Annotated in this window: 17 protein-coding genes; 11 read left to right on the forward strand and 6 right to left on the reverse strand. The window is 43.6% G+C overall.

What is annotated here, in order from left to right; translation table 11 throughout:
- The first annotated feature begins 118 nt into the window (after positions 1–118).
- From KNO96_RS00540 to KNO96_RS00560, 5 genes are all read left to right on the forward strand, one after another.
- Positions 119–1,873, forward strand: a complete 1,755-nt coding sequence (locus tag KNO96_RS00540) for a sensor histidine kinase (RefSeq protein WP_235181875.1) — start codon at positions 119–121, stop codon at positions 1,871–1,873.
- Positions 1,870–2,808 carry a sugar ABC transporter substrate-binding protein gene (locus tag KNO96_RS00545; protein WP_026825684.1) on the forward strand — a complete coding sequence of 313 codons (939 nt, stop codon included), beginning with the start codon at positions 1,870–1,872 and terminating at the stop codon, positions 2,806–2,808. Before KNO96_RS00540 ends, KNO96_RS00545 begins: the two co-directional genes overlap by 4 nt.
- A gap of 61 nt (positions 2,809–2,869) precedes the next feature.
- Entirely contained in the window at positions 2,870–4,213 is a 1,344-nt protein-coding gene (locus KNO96_RS00550) for a DEAD/DEAH box helicase (protein ID WP_034770978.1), read from the forward strand.
- 81 nt (positions 4,214–4,294) lie between these two features.
- Positions 4,295–5,197, forward strand: coding sequence for a deoxyribonuclease IV (locus KNO96_RS00555; RefSeq protein ID WP_214702817.1), 903 nt, complete (start codon positions 4,295–4,297; stop codon positions 5,195–5,197).
- Positions 5,198–5,200: 3 nt separating this feature from the next.
- The gene (locus tag KNO96_RS00560; protein ID WP_214701833.1) at positions 5,201–5,770 is read left to right on the forward strand and encodes a hypothetical protein; all 570 of its coding nucleotides are present in this window, start codon (positions 5,201–5,203) and stop codon (positions 5,768–5,770) included.
- Between the two features lie 31 nt (positions 5,771–5,801).
- Here KNO96_RS00560 and KNO96_RS00565 read toward each other — a convergent pair whose 3' ends face one another.
- The 3 genes from KNO96_RS00565 to KNO96_RS00575 form a co-directional block, all read right to left on the reverse strand.
- Entirely contained in the window at positions 5,802–5,972 is a 171-nt protein-coding gene (locus tag KNO96_RS00565) for a DUF1427 family protein (RefSeq protein ID WP_034770979.1), read from the reverse strand.
- 93 nt (positions 5,973–6,065) lie between these two features.
- On the reverse strand, positions 6,066–8,231 hold the full coding sequence (locus KNO96_RS00570) for an RNA degradosome polyphosphate kinase (protein ID WP_026825688.1): 2,166 nt from the start codon (positions 8,229–8,231) through the stop codon (positions 6,066–6,068).
- Positions 8,232–8,233: 2 nt separating this feature from the next.
- Complete coding sequence (locus KNO96_RS00575; protein WP_214701834.1) at positions 8,234–9,763, reverse strand: Ppx/GppA family phosphatase; 1,530 nt, start codon at positions 9,761–9,763, stop codon at positions 8,234–8,236.
- Positions 9,764–9,950: 187 nt separating this feature from the next.
- On the opposite strand from KNO96_RS00575, the gene KNO96_RS00580 reads away from it, so the two are divergent.
- The 4 genes from KNO96_RS00580 to KNO96_RS00595 are packed head-to-tail and all read left to right on the forward strand — an operon-like array spanning position 9,951 to position 13,409.
- Positions 9,951–10,712 carry a metal ABC transporter ATP-binding protein gene (locus KNO96_RS00580; protein ID WP_214701835.1) on the forward strand — a complete coding sequence of 254 codons (762 nt, stop codon included), beginning with the start codon at positions 9,951–9,953 and terminating at the stop codon, positions 10,710–10,712.
- Complete coding sequence (locus KNO96_RS00585) at positions 10,709–11,566, forward strand: metal ABC transporter permease (protein ID WP_026825691.1); 858 nt, start codon at positions 10,709–10,711, stop codon at positions 11,564–11,566. Before KNO96_RS00580 ends, KNO96_RS00585 begins: the two co-directional genes overlap by 4 nt.
- Complete coding sequence (locus KNO96_RS00590; RefSeq protein WP_026825692.1) at positions 11,559–11,984, forward strand: Fur family transcriptional regulator; 426 nt, start codon at positions 11,559–11,561, stop codon at positions 11,982–11,984. Before KNO96_RS00585 ends, KNO96_RS00590 begins: the two co-directional genes overlap by 8 nt.
- A 36-nt stretch (positions 11,985–12,020) precedes the next feature.
- Positions 12,021–13,409: an NAD(P)H-hydrate dehydratase gene (locus KNO96_RS00595; protein ID WP_214701836.1), complete on the forward strand. Its 1,389-nt coding sequence runs from the start codon at positions 12,021–12,023 to the stop codon at positions 13,407–13,409.
- A gap of 32 nt (positions 13,410–13,441) precedes the next feature.
- Here KNO96_RS00595 and KNO96_RS00600 read toward each other — a convergent pair whose 3' ends face one another.
- On the reverse strand, positions 13,442–14,026 hold the full coding sequence (locus KNO96_RS00600; protein WP_214701838.1) for a hypothetical protein: 585 nt from the start codon (positions 14,024–14,026) through the stop codon (positions 13,442–13,444).
- 75 nt (positions 14,027–14,101) lie between these two features.
- Positions 14,102–15,223 carry a flavodoxin-dependent (E)-4-hydroxy-3-methylbut-2-enyl-diphosphate synthase gene (gene ispG, locus KNO96_RS00605; protein ID WP_026825695.1) on the reverse strand — a complete coding sequence of 374 codons (1,122 nt, stop codon included), beginning with the start codon at positions 15,221–15,223 and terminating at the stop codon, positions 14,102–14,104.
- Between the two features lie 212 nt (positions 15,224–15,435).
- On the opposite strand from ispG, the gene KNO96_RS00610 reads away from it, so the two are divergent.
- Positions 15,436–17,136: a methyl-accepting chemotaxis protein gene (locus KNO96_RS00610; RefSeq protein ID WP_214701840.1), complete on the forward strand. Its 1,701-nt coding sequence runs from the start codon at positions 15,436–15,438 to the stop codon at positions 17,134–17,136.
- A gap of 14 nt (positions 17,137–17,150) precedes the next feature.
- On the opposite strand, the gene KNO96_RS00615 is transcribed toward KNO96_RS00610, so the two are convergent.
- Positions 17,151–17,609 (reverse strand): hypothetical protein, encoded by a 459-nt coding sequence (locus KNO96_RS00615; protein WP_214701842.1) that lies wholly within the window; start codon positions 17,607–17,609, stop codon positions 17,151–17,153.
- 179 nt (positions 17,610–17,788) lie between these two features.
- On the opposite strand from KNO96_RS00615, the gene KNO96_RS00620 reads away from it, so the two are divergent.
- Positions 17,789–19,432, forward strand: coding sequence for a Na/Pi cotransporter family protein (locus tag KNO96_RS00620; RefSeq protein ID WP_214701844.1), 1,644 nt, complete (start codon positions 17,789–17,791; stop codon positions 19,430–19,432).
- Positions 19,433–19,468 lie beyond the last annotated feature (36 nt).

A 19,468-nucleotide genomic window follows, 5' to 3' on the forward strand; every position in this document is an offset into this window, starting at 1 on the left:
GGCTCCTTTCGAAGTGCTTTCATACGTATTAGTCTAACATTGTTTCGAAAATACGAAAAGATTTGCGTGTATTCATGCTATAATTTTTAGGTTAGAAAGGAGGGACGCCGTGAATCGCATGAAACAATTGCATGAGCTTAGAAAATCTTACTTTTTCCAAATCACGTTCATTATTATCATTATTTTAGCACTTGTCATTTCATCGCTTGCCTTTTCTGCTGATCGCGTCACGGTGTCTCGAGCAGAAGAACTTGCAAAAGAACAATTTGATTATGCGATTGATGACAGTATTGAAAATATTGAGTCCCGAATCGGAAAATTGTATGAAGATTTAGTTTACCTTGGTGCTTATGTAGGAAACGAACCATGGATTGAAGAACGAATCCGAACAGGTTATTTGAATCAACGGACGAGTTTTACATCAATCTTTTATTATGATGCTAGGCAAGATTCGTTTAAATGGTACTCCGAACGGCAGGTCTCTTCATCTATTATTAAACGCGATCCTAAATTCATGGAAGTGTTGACTGCTAGTGGAAGAGAATTATATATGAGTGACCCCATCATGATCAGTGGAGATATGGGAACTTTCTTATATGTTCCTGTCATCGAAGACAATCGACCGGTCGGAATCTTTGGCGGGAGTATCAGTGTCTTGAACTCTGATTTGTATCGTCGTTCGTTAGAATCTGCTAATGATGATATGATCTTATACTTGTTAGACAATCAAGGCGAAGTATTGACTACCTCATTCAATCTGGTCACAGATGCGGAGCGTCGTGTTTCGCGTGAAGTCATTGACGAAACGTTAGGACGAAACACGCGGACCATTCTAAGTACGGATGAAGACACGTTGATGTATGAACCAGATGCCCGTGTCAGTGGATGGAGCATGCTCGCAAAACATCAGAATGATTCGGTGTACGAGACAGTGTATGATACGCGTTGGCAATACTTGATGATCGCACTCGTCACATTTTTCTTGAGTATTCTCGTTGGGTTGTTACTCTCCCGTACATTGACAAACCCCCTTGTCGAGCTGGTCAATCGCATCAAAAAGCAACAATCCCTCGGAACGATCTCATTGGAACGAACTGGTTCAAAAGAAGTGGAAACGTTACTCGACACATATAACGATTATGCGCAGCGGATGGAAACATCTCGACGTGAACAGTTGAGCCAGCAACAGCTAATCTTACATCAAGAAAAATTAGCTTCACTTGGTCAACTGGCCGCGGGGATTGCGCATGAAATTCGAAACCCTTTGACCCCAGTGCACATCACGTTACAAATGGTACGAGAAGGACAGGGCAGCAAGGATATGGTCGACGTTGCCATTAAGGAGTTAGAGCGGGCAAACAGTTTAATTTCGACGATGTTGACGCTCGCTAAGCCAGATCAGGCGGGGAAGTATGAAGAATGGATTAATATGATAGACTTTACGAAGCGTCTCGAATTTTTAATGGATGCTGAATGTTATAAGCGCCCGACTAAATGGGAATTACTTGTACCGAACGACATGCCACCATTTTATGCGTCATTTGATATGCTCGTTCAAATCATTTATAACCTATTCAAAAACGCTGTTGATGCCGTGGAAACGGAGGGTGCAAAGGGAAGTGTGGTTGTTACGATTCTCTTTACGGAACAGGAGTATCGTTTCTTAATTGAAGACAATGGGGTTGGCATGAGTGAGGAACAACTTAAGATGTTCGGTTCCGCTTTCCATACAACGAAAGAGAGTGGGAACGGTCTTGGCATTTACATGATTCAAGAGTACTTGAAAAGTGTGAACGGTATGATGGAGATTGATAGTTCGTTAGGCAAGGGGACGGCGATTTTAATCAAAATCCCAAGGAGACAACCATCATGAAGGGACTTAAACATTATTGGCTCTGGTTGCCAATTATTTGGGCGATGACTATTCTTCTCATTACATCGATACAGTTACCGGAGAAAAAAATAAGGGAAAAAGAAGTTGGGTTTGTGTTTGTCAGTGATAAGCATGAACATGCGAACAAATTATTAGACTCATTTGTGCATACGGCCAATCAAAAAGGGTTTACTCCGATTCCGACGACGAGTGAGGACTCACGTGTCCTTGAAAAAGAAAAGCTAGATTCTTTGATTGACCGAGGTGTCGAGGCAATCTTTTTAACGACGTTAGATGATACGTTTATTCAACCTTCATTAGAACGCGCTAAACGTGAAAACATTCCAATTATTGCAATTGATCGTATGATTGATCATTCGAGTGTCTTGACATCGGTCGTATCTGACAATGTCGATATCGGACGAATGGCAGCAGAACAGATTGCTGCGAAGTATAGTGATCTCGAACGACCGATTCGCGTGGTAGAGGTAAGGGGAACCCCGAAAGTCCGCTCCACGATGGACCGCAGCCTCGGGATTCGCGAATATGAGAAGGCAAATGCCGATCATTTTCAAATCATCGCATCGATCACTGGGAATTACGATACGTTTCAAGCAGAAATTGAGATGTCTCGTTGGCTAGAAGAAGATATCCCTTTTGATGCCGTCTTTTCGCACAATGACGATAATACGTTCGGTGTCGTCCGAGCTTTAGAAAGTCACGGTTTGACGGACAAGACCATCGTATCGGTGGACGGCATCTCAGATATCTATCCCCTCATTCAAAATGGGAAAGTCAATGCGACTGTCGTGCAGTCACCGAATGAGATGATGGAAGTCGGATTCAAAGCGCTCGAACTACATTTAAATGGAAAGAAAATTGCCAAACACTATTATTCAGCAAGTTATTTATACGAAGGTGTGGCAAAAGATTGATTGACAAATCATTTGATTCCGCTATGCTAGGAAAAGTGGAAAGAAACAGGAGGTGTATCGATTGAACAGCTTCCAACAGTTCAAATTGCTACCGTTTATGATTGATGCCTTAACAGAAAAGCGCATCACAAAACCGACCGATATACAAGCACGGATTATTCCGGCTGCATTAAATGGTCGAGATATTATTGGAAAATCACAGACAGGAACGGGTAAAACACTTGCGTTCTTGTTACCGATCGTCGAAGCGATCAACCCAGAAGAAGCATCAGTTCAAGCTATCGTAGTCGCCCCGACACGTGAACTCGCTTGGCAGATTCATGAAGAATTGAAATCGATTCTTATTAAAAATCCGGATTATATCAAATCAAGTTTGATTGTCGGAGGAACAGACCGCGAACGTCAAATCGATAAGATGAAAAATCCACCACAACTCATCGTCGGGACGCCTGGACGAATCCTTGACTTGATGAAAGTGCAGGCTTTGTTCTCGCACAAAGTTACGCATTTTGTCGTCGATGAAGCCGACCAAATGCTCGATATGGGGTTCTTACCGGAAGTTGACCGCATCGCGCAGTCACTCCCGGAAAAACTTCAAACGATGGTCTTCTCAGCGACAATCCCTGAGAAACTTGAGCCGTTCTTGAAGAAATATTTGCACGATCCGCGCTTTGCTGAAGCAAGCCCTGAAGATCGTGTCGCACCAAAAATCAAACACCATGTCATTCCGGTCCGTCACCGTGACCGCAAAGACTTGACTGTTGAAATTGCAAAAGCAATTAATCCTTTTGTTTGTCTTGTATTCACAAATACGAAACAAGAAGCGGATGAATTGGAAACATCGTTCCGTGAAGCAGGATTAAATGTAGGTACGTTACATGGAGACATGCAAGCCCGTCGCCGTAAACAAGCCATCAAAGATATTAATGATGCCAAGTATCAATATGTTATTGCGACTGATTTGGCGGCTCGCGGAATTGATATTTCAGGAGTTTCTCACGTCATCAACCACGGCATCCCGAAAGATCTTGATTTCTACACGCACCGTGTCGGTCGTACTGGTCGTGCGGGCGCATCAGGTGAGGCATATACGCTATACGAGGACCATGAAAATGGGCCGATCAATCGTCTCGAAGAGCGTGGGTTCGAATTCACACACGTCGATTTGCGTAACGGTTCGATTCAACCGATTAAAACACGTCGTCGTCGCCAAACAGACCGGAAAATGAAAGTTTCGCATACGGCACATAGCCGTATGGCTGGTGAAATTAAAAAGGCGAAGAAAAAAGTGAAGCCTGGCTATAAGAAGAAATTTAAGTATAAGTTAAAAGAGACCGCATCACGCGAGCATATGCAACAACAGCGCACGGATCGTCGGGCTGCACGCAAAAAAAACAAACGTTAATCATTTGAAGAATCGACTTCTTGGAGTCGGTTCTTCTTTTTGTGTAAACTAAAGAAAGAAGCATATGAAGGGAAGATGATGATGTTAAAAATAGGTTCACACGTTTCGGTATCAGGTAAAAAGATGTTACTTGCAGGTAGTGAAGAGGCCGTGTCGTACGGGGCGAATACGATGATGGTGTATACAGGTGCCCCCCAAAATACACGACGTAAACCGATTGAAGATTTGAACATCGAGGCGGCCCTGAAGCATATGTCGGCACACGACATCGAGGAGATTGTCGTACATGCCCCGTATATCATCAATCTCGGAAATACGACAAAGCCAGAGACGTTCGAGTTGGCCGTTTCCTTTTTGACACAGGAATTAAAACGGGCTGAAGCACTACAAGCAGCTCGTCACGTTGTCCTCCACCCTGGGGCACATGTCGGCGCAGGAGAAGAAGTCGGTCTCGCCCGAATCATTGAAGGACTAAATGAGGTACTGACGGGTGACGAACAAGTGAAAATCGCGCTTGAGACGATGGCAGGAAAAGGTAGCGAACTCGGAAAGACGTTTGAAGAGCTTGCGACTATCATCGACGGCGTAACACATAATGATCGTCTGTCCGTTTGCTTTGATACGTGTCACGTTCATGACGCTGGGTATGATTTAGTCGGTGATTTAGACGGTGTAATCGAAGAATTCGATCGCATCGTTGGAATCAATCGTCTCGGCGTACTTCATGTGAATGATTCGAAGAACGTTCGCGGTGCGAAAAAAGACCGTCATGAAAACATCGGATATGGCGAGATTGGATTTGATACATTAAATCGTATTGTTCATCATGAGGCGTTCGCACATCTACCGAAAATTTTAGAGACACCATATATCCCAATCAGTGAAAAAACGAAAATTGCTCCATACAAACAAGAAATTGAGATGTTCCGTGCGAATCAATTTGATTCTGAATGGCGTGATCAATTCACGCTAGCTCATCAATAAGTGATGAACGTCCTTCAGGTCGACCCGAATCGATACGACGTCTGGAACGCATTCCCGACTTATTTCCTTGAGCAAAGTCCGGTTTATGTAAAAGGGAAGGTAACGACTCCGACAGCGTTTATCGAAGTGATTGGACATGGGATTGTGGCGGAAGCGGAGATTTTGTTAGAAGAAAAGATTATGCGACCGGATGATCCATATTGGCTCGGTGGTGGGGTAGAAGGCTTGGCAACGTATAGCTTGGTGGATCTGCTACAACTTCACTTTCATCATCCGCTATTAAAGGTTGGCATGTATCAGGTGGATGAACCGTACGAGTCGATGCGGAAAAAGTGGAATGACGGCTATCACGTACCGTCGTCTAAATGGACGAAAGAGACTTATGAAGCGCATATATTTCGAGAAAAGCTATTCGCACCGTTGCCTCAATCGACCATGTGCTCGATTTGTCAAACTGACCTCGCAGTGCGTTACGGGAGTGATGCGACAAAATTGATGGAGTATCACCTTTCAGATGAGCATGGTATATGGATATGTCCGACCTGTCATAAAGCAATCCATACACTGTACTAAAAAAGATGTCCCTTTTTGAGGGACATCTTTTTTAGAATGGCCAGTTTGCCATAGCGAATTGATAGACTTTCATTCCAAGGAAGACCCCGAAGATGCCGACAACTCCTGGTAATACCGGTGGTGCCGGAAGTGGCAGTTTGAGTGCTGTAAAAATAGCACCGCAAATCAAACCAGCGAGTAATGATAGTAAAATTTCTTGCATGTATAATTCCTCCGTCTCTTTTATTGAAAGCGCTTTATAATGACGTAACCGAATTCATTATACAATGACTTTCTTCTTTTGAGAAGTCTAACATCAGTCATCTGTCATTTTCTCATTTTCAGATCGCAGACGGAGGACTTCACGTTCGGCCCAATTTGAAGGTTCCCGCTCAAAGACGCTTGGAATGTTATTCCAACGACCACCTGTATATTGATGAATGATGATTTGTGATTGGATCTCTTCTTCTTTGGCCTCTCCTTTCACATATACATATCGTCCGTCAGAACGCTGTCTTCTTGCCTTAACGTTATCAACGAGTTGAAGAGCCATCATGTCTTTGATATACGTCTTGTGCGATGTATTCAGGATAGGGAAGAGAATCTCAATCCGCTTCTTCATATTACGGGTCATCCAGTCAGCTGAAGAACAGTACAAGTCTTCTTTGCCATTTTGATAGAAATAAAAGATTCGTGAGTGTTCGAGATAGCGATCGATAATGGAAATGACTCGAATGTTTTCAGAGACACCTTTGATTCCTGGCCGCAAGCAACAAATTCCACGTATAATCAAATCGATTTTTACTCCTGCAGAGGAAGCATCATATAGTTTAGTGATGATAGCTCGATCTGTTATCGAATTCATCTTGGCGACAATTCGTCCATTGCCATACTTCTCATGTAATTTAATCTCTTCTTCAATCTTATTGAGGAAAAAATCTTTCATATCATCGGGAGATGTCTCAAATTGATGCCAGGACGGTCTTTCTCCATAACCGGACAACCAGTTGAAAAAGTTTGTGGCATCCTCAGCGAGTTCCTCATTTGTCGTGAGGAGCCCAACATCGGTATACAATTTTGCTGTAGAGTCATTATAGTTACCTGTTCCGAGGTGGACGAAGCGCTGCAATACTCCTCCTTCTAAGATTCGAACGACGAGTGTGATTTTAGAATGCGTTTTGAGTTCTTTATAACCGTAAATCACGTGAGCCCCGGCTTTTTCAAGTTGCTTCGCCCATTGAATATTTTTCTCTTCATCGAAGCGCGCCTTCAATTCAACGAGAACGGTCACTTGCTTCCCGCTTTCTGCAGCATCGGTCAACGCTTTGATGATTGGGGAGTCCCCTGAGACTCGGTATAGTGTCTGTTTGATGGCTAACACATTCGGGTCTTTTGCAGCTTGAGCGATAAATCGGACGATCGGATCAAACGAGTGATACGGGTGATGAAGCAGATAATCCTGTTTGGCGATGCTTTGGAATAAATCTTTTCCGGATTCTAGACCTTCGGGGATAAAGGGAATCAATGTCTCATTGATCATATCATCGTATTCCATCCCGATTTGGCTGTATATACCGAATAAAAAGGTCAGGTCGATTGGACCATCGACGATGAAAATGTCACGGTCGTGTAAATCGAGGACATCTTGTAGCATGAACAACAATTCTTTTCGTAATGAACGTTGTTGCACTTCGAGTCGGATGCCAACCCCGTAACGTCGTTTTTTCAGTTCTTTTTCGATTTGTTTCAAGACGTCGCGACTGTCTTCCTCATGAAACGGCATATCAGCATTACGGGTAATTCGGAATGGCATCGTTGATTCGACGACGAATCCTTTGAAGAGCGAGTCGATAAATTGAATGATTAAATCTTCTAGTAAAACCAAATCTGTATGTTCCTCATCATCGGTAGGCAGTTCCAGATAACGAGGAAGAACAGATGGAACTTGAACGAGGGCGAGTCGTTTCTTTCCTTCGCTGTTTGAAGCGATTTCGACGGCGATATTCAACGATTTTGATAAAAGCATTGGAAACGGCCGATAGGCATCAATTGCAATCGGAGTGAGGACCGGAAAAACATGTGTGCGAAAATACTCTTTCACAAAGTCCTGCTGTGTCTTGTTCAAATGTTTCGTGCGTAAAAAGCGGACATTCTGGTTAGATAGCTGTTTCGTGATTTTTTTATAGGTCGCATATTGGGTCTCGACGAGTTCCTGTGCTCGCATCGAAATCGACTTAATTTGTTGTTTCGGAGTTAGTCCCGTCTTATCTTCTGGACGGTTAAACCCGGCGAGTACCTCATCCTTTAATCCACCGACACGCACCATATAAAATTCGTCAAGATTTGAGCTGAAGATTGCTAAAAATTTTAAACGCTCCATTAGCGGATTTCGCTCGTCCATCGCCTCTTCTAGAACACGTTCATTGAAATCGAGCCAGCTGAGTTCACGGTTGTTGAAATGGTCATACGTATAGTCGGACATGTTTATTCCTCCTCACTTATAACGATCTCAATCGATTGGTCGATTGCGCGTTCTAAATGCTTTTTATGTCGTGTACTTCGTTGCAACTCAAAACGAGCAGACCCATTCGTCTCAAGAGAGAGTATAAGTCCGTCTTTTGACCTAGAAACATGTAGATCGGTGACGATTTGGCGTTCGGTCAAATCGAAGGCATCGACGAGCTTTACAATGGAACCGAGCAATTCAAGACTCTTTAACAACTTTTGATCAAACCACTTCGGAAAAGCTTCGATATGTTGTTCTAATACTCGTTTTGATTTAAATGATGTGACGAGAGCAAGGGCGAGACGGTCTTCGTTGTTTAGCCCTTTAAAATCGTTTGTAGTGATTAAATGGAACGTGTGGTCGCTCTTGTTGTTATGATCGATATACTCTCCGACATAAGCGAGGCGACAGGCCCCTTCAAGAAGCCCTGGTTCGAACGGTTTCGGTTTAATCACTTTTTCTTCAATCAATCCGGTATACAACTGACGGGCCAAGCGAATCAAGTGTTGATGGCGGGTGGGGTTCACATCATATTGTTTTTCAAAATGTCGGAAGCTCTCTTCTTTGACGTCGGCGAAACGGACTTTGTCGTGCTCATGTAAATAGTTTTCGTAGAAGAGGCCTTCACGAAGCCCATTGTTACTCATCGTAAATTCAGGAACTTTCAAATATTTTGCTAGTTCTCCGATTGCTGTGACAGCAGGTGCGATGATGTCGACGCGGTCTTTAGAGAGTCCGTCCAAGCGTCCGAGTTGCTTACTCGACATTCCGACGAGCTCGTCTACAACTTCCTCAAGTTGATCAGCAGAGATTGTATATTGATGAATTCCTTCAAGTGGAAAGTTAGATAGGGTCTGTTCAACACGAACTAAGTTTCGAGCTGTCCCACCAACACCGACAAGTGGGACGCCATGAGGTTCCAACCATTCAATTTCTTTGAATGCTTTCTTCAAGTATGAAATCAATGCCTTACGTTCGTCTTTCGTCATTGTATCGTCTTTCATAAACTCTTTTGTCAATGTGACGGCACCGAACGGGAAGCTGTGATAAAAGACGAGCTCTCGGTTCTGAAAATAGGTGACTTCCATTGATCCCCCGCCAATATCGACCGAGTAGCCATCTTCAACATAGGTCGAATTGACAATGGCTGAGTATCCGTAATACGCTTCTTCATAATCACTTAACAAACGGATGGTCATGTCAGTAGATAGCTTTACTTGTTGTAAAATTTCATCCGAATTATTAGCGTTCCGAATGGCAGCCGTCGCCACAGGGACTACATCGGTAACGGTGTGATAATCGTTTAATTCCTTAAAATGACGTAATGTATCGATGAGCGCAGCGATTCCTTCATCTGTCATTTCATTCGAATCATTAATATGACTGGATAAACGAGCGACCTCTTTCACGTTCAAACGCTCAAAGTATTGTCCTTCCTCGTTGACTTCAAAAATGACGTTCCGGATCGAGTTGGACCCGATATCAATGACTGCAAGTTTCTTTTCCATAAAACCATCCCCTTCATACTAATAGTGTAATCGACAAGCTTTTGAACGAACATATGATTTACGTGAATTTTAACATTTCGCTGAGGGGGAAACCGGTCTTGCTTGAAGACATGTCTAATATTTTGTATAATACAAACGCCTAGGAAGTAGAAATGATTACGATTTATCAAATGAGAGAAGGGATTAGATGACAAAATCCGTCGTCAAATTAAACGATGTGTCTTATTTCTATGATGGGACACCGGCCTTACAACACGTATCGATTGATATTCGACAAGGGGACTTTGTCGCAATCGTTGGAGAAAACGGTTCTGGGAAGTCGACCTTGATTCGAACCATTCTTGGTTTACTAAACCCACAACAAGGGTCTGTCGAACTTTTTGACAAGCCAATCTCGCAGTTTAAAGACAAGTCTCGTATCAGTTACGTTTCCCAAAAAGCGGCCTCGTTTAACTCGGGATTCCCGGTTACGGTGGAAGAGGTCGTAGCAATGGGAAGATATGGTCGCCTTGGTTTATTCAAACGTCTCAAAATAGAAGATCAAGCAGCGATTCAAAATGCTCTTGAAACGGTAAATATGTGGCAGTTTCGCCATCGTAAAATTGGAGAATTATCAGGTGGGCAGCAACAACGGGTCTTCATCGCACGGGCGATGGTTAACCAGCCCGATCTATTGATTCTCGATGAACCGACCGTTGGTGTCGACCAAAAGCATCTACAGGATTTTTATGAAGTATTGCATATGCTCAGAGAACATACGACGTGTACATTCGTACTCGTCACACACGATTTGAACGTTGTGACGGACCTCGTCACGAAAGTCGTCCATCTTGATCATGGAAAATTGGCGTGCAATTGTGGTTTAAGGGAATATAGTGAGCTCGGTGAACTGGCATCATCCATCAAACCATATCCTGTCAAAGTTCTCATTCACGAGGGTACAAGATGATTGCAGATCTCTGGACATATAGTTTTTTACGTTATGCGTTCATCGCGGCACTTGTCATCGGCTTCACTGCTCCTTTAATTGGTTCATTTGTTGTGGTCAGACGAATGAGCTTGATTGCCGATGCACTGTCACACATAACCCTTGCCGGTATTTCATTTAGCTTATTTCTTGGACAATATATTGCCTTGTTTGCTGGGCTAAACCCGCTTTATATGGGTACGTTAATTTCGGTGCTAGCGGCACTTGGGCTCAATTGGTTGCGCGGGAAATATATTCACTTTCAAGAACTGTCTATTCCAATTATGATGTCTGCAGGGATGGGACTCAGTGCAATCTTCATATCGCTCTCTAGAGGCTTCTCTATTGATTTATCATCACTCTTATTCGGATCGATTTCTGCAGTGAGCCAGTCTGATATATCATTGATTGTTGGTGTAGCAGTTGTGACCCTAGTTGTCATTATCATCTTTTATAAGCAATTGTTGTTCTTGTCATTTGATGAAGAGCAAGCAAAAGTCTCTGGACTGCCAAGTACGATGCTCCACACGCTGTTCATGTTCATCGTTGCGCTTGTCATTGCTGTGAGCATGCGAATTGTCGGTACGCTCCTCGTCTCTAGCTTGATTACCCTACCGGTCGCAGCTGCGTTACGTTTCACCTCAAGCTTCAAACAGACGATTCTTTGGTCCGTCATCTTTGGAGAGGTCGCGACAATCGGTGGACTTGTCCTTGCCTATGACCTCGATGTCGCACCAGGTGGGGTAATCGTGTTGATTGCTGTCAGCATTCTTGCCATCGTTATGTTACTTGAAAAAGTGATGAGTTTCAGGAAAAAGGAGGTATATCATGAATGAGACAGAAAGACTGGACCGACTTCGTTCGTCCTCTTTAAAAGTCACACCGAAACGTCTGGAAATGTATGCCTATCTCTCTGAAGAAGACCGCTATATCAGTGCGAAGGAAGTGCTTGAATATATGCGGGATAAGCATCCGACGATGAGTTTTGATACAGTCTATCGGAATCTCAAATCGTTTGCTGAAGAAGGTTTACTCGAAGCGACAGAGCTAGACGGGGAAAAGTCGTTCCGTGTCACGTGTAGTGCGAACCACCACCATCATCATTTGATCTGTCGAAATTGTGGGAAGACGAAGCTACTCGATTTATGTCCAATGAGATTCGTAGAAACGCTCGATCCTGAATTTGAAGTGGTCGACCATAAGTTTGAGATATATGGGTATTGTAAAGAATGTAAGCAAAAGGGATTGAATTGATTCAATTCCTTTTTTGTATCGAAAGGGGGGCTTCAAATGATTTATACAGCTGCAGAAATCAAACAGATTGATCAAACCGCTACTCAAAACGGGATGCCTGAGTCGGTATTGATGGAACGGGCGGCCTCGGCAATCGTGCCTAAACTTCCAATCGAATCGCATTCAACCATATTGGTGGTGTGTGGTACCGGAAACAATGGAGGGGATGGCTGGGTCGTCGCAAGAGAGCTCGCCGTAAAAGGACATGAGGTGAGTGTATGGTTACCACTTGGTGATAGTAAATCAGAGGCAGCTTCGACACACGCGGCATATGCGTCTTCGCTCGTTCGTGTGATTGAACAACCTGTAGCAACGGATATTGTCATTGATGCTCTTTTCGGAGTCGGACTGTCTGGTCCCGTGACTGGAAAAGCAAGAGACGTGATTGAATGGGTGAATCAACAAATGGCAATCGTCTTATCGATTGACCTTCCTTCAGGAATACCGAGTGACCATGCACGTGAGTTTGATGGTCTGGCGATTCAGGCAACACGCACATATTGTTTGCACGGATACAAACGTACTGCGTTTTTAAATCGTACGTCGACATATTACGGACAGATTGAACGAATTGATATTGGATTACCGCATACATCGGATTGGAGGGTGTTGACCGAATCCGATTTCAATCGGTCATTATTGGAGCGGGACCGATTTAGTCATAAAACAGACTATGGGCACGGTATACTTATCGGTGGAAGTCGTCATTTGTTAGGCGCACCATTTTTAGGAGGTCGTGCTGCGATTCGTTCGGGGATTGGTTTATTAAATCTCTCCATCCCACGAGAAGCAAGCCCGTTCATTTCAACATTGCCTGAAGCGATGTACAATCAACATTCGGATGTTCTAGAGCAATCATATGATGCGATTGCAATTGGTCCCGGTATGGTGGAAGGTGAGTGGATGGATACCATCTGGCAACAAGTGAAGCACCAGTCTTGTCCCATTATTGTCGATGCGGGTGCGCTCTCGACGAGACGTTTAGAAACACGAGGTCCGCTCATCTTAACGCCTCATCCTGGCGAATTTTCCAGACTGACCAATCAATCGGTTGAAGAAATCGAAGGGGACCGTTTCGCTGTGGCCAGCGAGTTCGCGAAACAACATCGAGTTCATTTGATTTTAAAAGGCACGTATACCCTCATCGTCACACCTGATGGGAAAGGTGCCGTCAATACCGTAGAAGCGTCTGCTTTAGCGAAAGGTGGGAGTGGAGACATATTGACGGGAATCTTACTTGCGCTCTGGTCAAGAAAAGGTGAGCTTCAATCTCCTAGTGAGCAAGCTGTATTGTGGCATGCGCTCGCCGCCAAATCGATTAGTCGAACGATACACCCCGCAAGTGTACTAGCAAGCGATGTGATCGAAGAGCTCGGACGAATTTAAAAAGGCAATCCCGATTGCGTCGGGATTGTCTTTTAACGTTGCTGTAGAACGATTTGTTTCTCTATTTGTGCGACATGATGGTACGCCTCGCGCCATGTCGAAATGCGGGTCACGCCCTCTGGTAACGTCTTACGATTATAAGGGGCATCGAATAGGAGTACCGGGATTAATGTTTCTTCATGAATCGAGATTGCATTCTCATATCGATCTTCCATAAACAGTTCGAGTGACAAGTCTTTGACGACATTGATTTTATCATGGGAACCGGTCATGACCAACGAATCGAGCGGAAGGCGATGCTGTTTGATCCATTCTTCCGTAACCGGTCGCACGGCCTCACTTCTGGCAGTGACGTAATGCAGATGATGTTGTCGCTTTAGCTCCCATAACACATTAAGCACATCGGAGTGCGGAAGGGAACGGCGGTAAATCGCTTCCTCATGCCCCTCTTCAATCATAAACTTCCAAAATTCATGTTGCTCCATTGTTGTATACGTATGCAACTCGTACTCGGTCGCACGATGATAATCAATCGAATAACCGAGTGATTCATTCATATATAGGAAACAACTTTTAGGATCTGTAACGGTTCCGTCCAAATCAATGCCGATTCGCATCTCATCACTCCTCCTCACATGCCCTCTATTCTATCAAAAACCCGTACGGTTGCAACCGTACGGGAATGAGATTTGTTAATTTGATTGATTTGCGAGTTCCTGTTCTTCGCGCTCACGTTCAGCCATTTTTTCAGCGGCGATGGCATCGATTTCTTTTTTCAATTCTTCGACCATCGTCGCTTCAGGCACTTTACGGATAATCTTTCCGTGACGGAAGAGGAGACCTTCGTTACGTGCGCCAGCGATTCCGATATCGGCTTCACGAGCCTCACCCGGACCGTTTACCGCACATCCGAGAACGGCCACTTTAATATTGACGTTAATATTTTGAATGTAATCTTCTACTTCTTTTGCAATCGAAATCAAATCGATTTCAATTCGCCCACACGTTGGGCAAGAAATTAGAGTCGCGGCATTCGCTGCAAGCCCGAACGACTTGAGTACTTCTTTTGCAACTTTTACCTCTTCTACTGGATCATCTGAAAGCGAGACCCGAACAGTTGAGCCGATACCGAGTGAGAGGATAGCGCCGAGTCCGGCCGCTGATTTGAGTGAGCCAGAGAAGAGCGGGCCAGACTCTGTGATTCCGACATGGAGTGGATAGTCGAATGTCTTCGCAGCGAGCGTGTACGCTTCGAGTGCGAGATTCACGTCAGACGCTTTGAGCGAGATGATCGTGTTGTAGAATCCGAGGTCCTCGAGAATCTTGACGTGGTGCATGGCACTTTCAACCATTCCTTGGGCAGTCGGATAACCATACTTTTCAAGGAATTGTTTTTCTAATGAGCCAGCGTTGACACCAATCCGAATTGGAATCCCTTTTGCTTTTGCTGCGTTTACGACAGCTTCTACTTTCTCACGGCGACCAATGTTACCCGGGTTGATGCGAATTTTATCGACGCCACTTTCAATCGCTTTTAAGGCAAGCTTGTAATCGAAGTGAATATCGACGACGAGCGGGATGTTGATGCGGCTCTTGATTTCAGCTAATGCGTCAGCTGCACGTTCGTCTGGACATGCCACGCGAACGACTTGGCAACCAGCTTCTTCAAGACGTTTGATTTCGGCGACTGTCGCCTCGACGTCATGTGTTTTCGTTGTGGTCATAGATTGGATAATGACTTCGTTAGATCCCCCGATAATCAAGTTACCGACACGAATCGGACGTGTTAATGAACGATGCAAAATTTCTGACATATACGTAATCTCCTTCTTTTGGAAAGAATCCAATCGATTTAAGATGATAAGGTTTCTTCATTATCATAACGAAAAGAATGTGAAAAAGCATCTAGGATGCGTAACGGATGTGTGCTCTTTACAAACTATAACGTTATCTTAACATCTACTTCATAATTTTCCACCGTCTCAAGACCGATATATAGGCGAGATTATAAAAAGAGGTGGCACACGTGAAGTGGAATTTCAAACGACATCTAATCAAAAAAGCCAGAAATGAAACCAAGAAAAATAAACGTCTAAAAATGGCACACCGTCTTCAATGGACACTGATGCCAATCGTCCTTCTTATCTTCATCCTCACATTTAGTTGGTTCGCACTAAAATCTGAACAACTGTTGTCAGCGGAGATTGAGCAACGTCTCCTGCGAGAAGTCACGGTTATGCGAGAATCAATTAAGACCTCATACAGTGCCTATGTCGCTAACGAGAAACAATTGAATCGTTCACTGAAGTCTACCTATATGCAACAAGCATCGATCTTATCGGGAGATGAGATGGATGCGGCTCAATTTTTAGTGAATGAGCAGTCGGTCGTGCAATTGACAGGGAAGAAAGGAATAACGGCAGACAGTTCTATAGAAGATATCTTTGAGAATTCTAAATCGGAAGTGATAGAAACAGAGCGATTATTAATTGCTTCCGTACCGATTCCTGAACTGAAAGCAGATTACGTTCTTGTCGTCACGAAAGAATCTGTTCTCGGTTCGATGAGTGAGTTACGGAGGCATATCGTTTACATCTTATTGATTGCGATGATTGGGATGACCTTTATGTTTACACGGTTCATTCACCGTGAAGTAAAGTCATTAAGTGTTCTAGCCAATTCGTTACGTCGCGCTGTCGAGTCGCGCCGATTCGACGATGTAATGCTTGGAGCAAAGTCAAAGGAAATACATATGTTAGAAACGGAATTCAATGCGTTCATTCATCTGTGGAATCAATCGATGACAATGATGGGGAAAACTGCAATAGCATTTAATAAGAGCTTGCCAGTCTTCAAACAAGAGCTATTGAACAGTCACCATCAAGTGGAACAGTTTAGAGAAGTCGCAGCCACTGTAGAGTCTACGAGTCACTCTTATCAATGTGTGACGAGCGGGTCTTCATCTAAAATGAGAGAAGTGACACAACAAATTGAAGTGCTCGAACAACAAATTACAAGTGTGGATGAACGAGGGAATCGATTAAAATCAATTTTACATGAAGAGCTTGAAACATTCTCTGCAGTGAAAGAAGTCAGTGCCTATGTCGAGCGTCAAGTTGAGTCTATTCAGCAAAAGCTTATGGAAAGTGAAGTGAACTCTTCAAAGGCAGATGAAGCGCTAAAGAGTATCCTCTCCGTCTCGACAGCGACAAAAATGCTGTCATTAAACGCATCAATCGAGGCGGCACGAGCTGGAGAACACGGCAAAGGATTTGCTGTCGTTGCGAATGAAGTGGGCAACTTGGCCAAAATGACAAATGAGGCAACGCTTCTAGCGGTCAGTGCCATTGAAGCGCTGAACATAGAACGAACAGACTTGCTATCTGAAGTCAATGACTTCATTGGGGAGATTCACCTTCTAAAAGATGCGGTCGATCGTGTCGAGACTGGTATCGAGACGATTGATTACGAGATTAAAGTTCAGCTAGACGAGTTTCAGGAAATTACTGTTCATACCTCTAGTACAGGGGAGCGGCTCGTTCAATTGATGGAATCGAATGAGAAGTTACGAGAAATCAGTTCATTGCTTGAGCGGAAATTGAGTGATTTAAATGAAGGGGTAGATCGTTGGTCGAATGTTCAACGCTCACTACAAGATGCTGGCACGAACTTAAGAGACCAAAGTGAGGCGCTGAATCAAACACCTGAGGAATTGTCACCGACATAAACAACGTCGAGCGTTCAAGAGGACGCCCGACGTTGTTTTTTTTGTGGCACTTTCGTCAGAGGATAGATAACATACCCTAATCCAATAATCAAACCAATAACTATGAAATTTGAATTGATATGATACAACGTGACTAACAGAACAGTCGGCACAAGAGTCGTCGACACGGCATATGGCCAAGATTGACGATAGGGTAACATATTTTTTGAATAGATTTTCGTAAACAATTGGACGAATAAAGCAGTGATGGATACCCAAATCAAATAGAAAAAGAAGATTGCGAAGCCGTGTAAAAATAGCCACATCGGAATAAAAAAGTCAGGACGAATTACTAAAAAATCTAACGTAGTGATGACAAGCGTCAGAATAAAAGCTGCGCCCATATAAGCATGTAGTGGCGCAAGACGAAGTCGTAACACTTGTTTTGAAGGGACTAGACTTGAGCGGAGAAACGTGAAAATCGTGGATAACATATAAAAACTCCAATCTGTTATATTACAAAGACTCATAAATAGACAATTTTGGTACAGCGTTTTAATAAAACTTTTACATAAAACGTGTTTACATGAAGTTGCCGATGAAGGCATAATGAGTAGGGCATTAAAAACCAAGCAAATCCAACCAATTCTTAATTAAAAGGAGTACAAAAATCGTGGAATACAATTTGCAAGAAATGTTATTCATGTTTTTTGGAGGTCTAGGGATCTTCCTCTTCGGGATCAAATCGATGGGAGACGGACTCCAAAAGTCTGCAGGGAATCGCCTGCGAGACATCCTTGATAAGTATACAACGAATCCTTTCCTCGGTGTACTCGCCGGGATTATCGTTACAGTATTGATTCAATCTTCTTCAGGTACTACCGTTATTACGGTCGGGCTGGTCAGTGCTGGCTTCATGACGCTTCGTCAAGCAATTGGAGTCATCATGGGTGCAAACATCGGTACAACGGTCACGGCATTCATTATCGGATTCGATGTCGGTGAATATTCGCTTCCGATGATTGCAATCGGTGCAGTCCTGCTCTTCTTCTTTAAGAAAGAACGTTTTCAACACCTTGGACAAGTCATCTTTGGTCTTGGGGCACTTTTCTACGGTCTTGAGTTGATGGGAGACGGGATGCGTCCACTTCGTTCAAGTGAGTATTTCATCGACTTGACACAATCTATGAGTGACAATCCGTTCCTCGGAGTCATCGTCGGTACAGTATTTACTTTCATTGTACAATCATCTTCCGCAACAATTGGTATCTTACAAGAGCTATATGCTGGAGGGTCAATCGACTTAGACGCTGCACTTCCAGTATTGTTCGGTGATAACATCGGAACAACAATCACAGCGATTCTCGCATCAATCGGTGCGTCAGTTGCCGCACGACGTGCAGCAGCAGCGCACGTCATCTTCAACTTGATTGGTACGACAATCTTCATGATTTTGTTAATTCCTTTTACAAATTATATCTATTGGATTACAGACTTCTTAGCAATTGAAGACAAGATGCAAATTGCATTCGCACACGGTACGTTCAACTTTGCCAATACATTCATTCAGTTCTGGTTCATTGGTTCGATTGCTTGGCTTGTGACGAAAATGGTGCCTGGCGAAGATTCAATCGTTGACACGAAAGCGCAACACTTAGATCCAATCTTCATTCAACAGTCACCATCGATTGCCGTAGAACAAGCAAAATATGAAGTCATCCGCATGGGAGATTTCGCAAAACTTGGTCTTGATGAAGCGCGTAACTATTTGACTACAGGCGACAAAAAACACTCTGAAAAGTCAGCTCATATCGAAGAAGCGTTAAATTCGTTAAATGCCAAAATTACTGATTATCTCGTGAAATTGGCCGCAGTTGATTTGACAGAACAAGAATCACAAGAGCACAAGACACTCATGCATGCAATCAACGACATCGAACGCATTGGTGATCATGTTGAAAACATCATTGAGTTAATCGATTATAAGACAGCTACGAAAGTCACACTGTCGGCTGATGCTCAAAAAGAATTGACTGAAATGTATGACCTTACACGTGAAACGTTAGAGAAATCACTTCAAACGTTGGCGAGCAGTGATATGGTCGAGGCACGTAAAGTCATTGAAATGGAAGCGAAGCTTGATATGCTCGAGCGTCAATTCCGTAAAAACCACGTCGTCCGCTTGAACAAAGGGACTTGTGATGGACAAGCAGGTATGTTCTTCGTTGATATGCTCTCAAACCTTGAGCGAATCGGTGACCATGCGATGAATATCACAGAAATCACACTAGAAGATGCAAACGAAGTAACCGTATAAGAACTGGGCACTCCAAATGAATTTTTGGAGTGCTTT

The organism is Exiguobacterium sp. s89 (assembly GCF_018617735.1).
Lineage (GTDB): Bacteria > Bacillota > Bacilli > Exiguobacteriales > Exiguobacteriaceae > Exiguobacterium > Exiguobacterium marinum.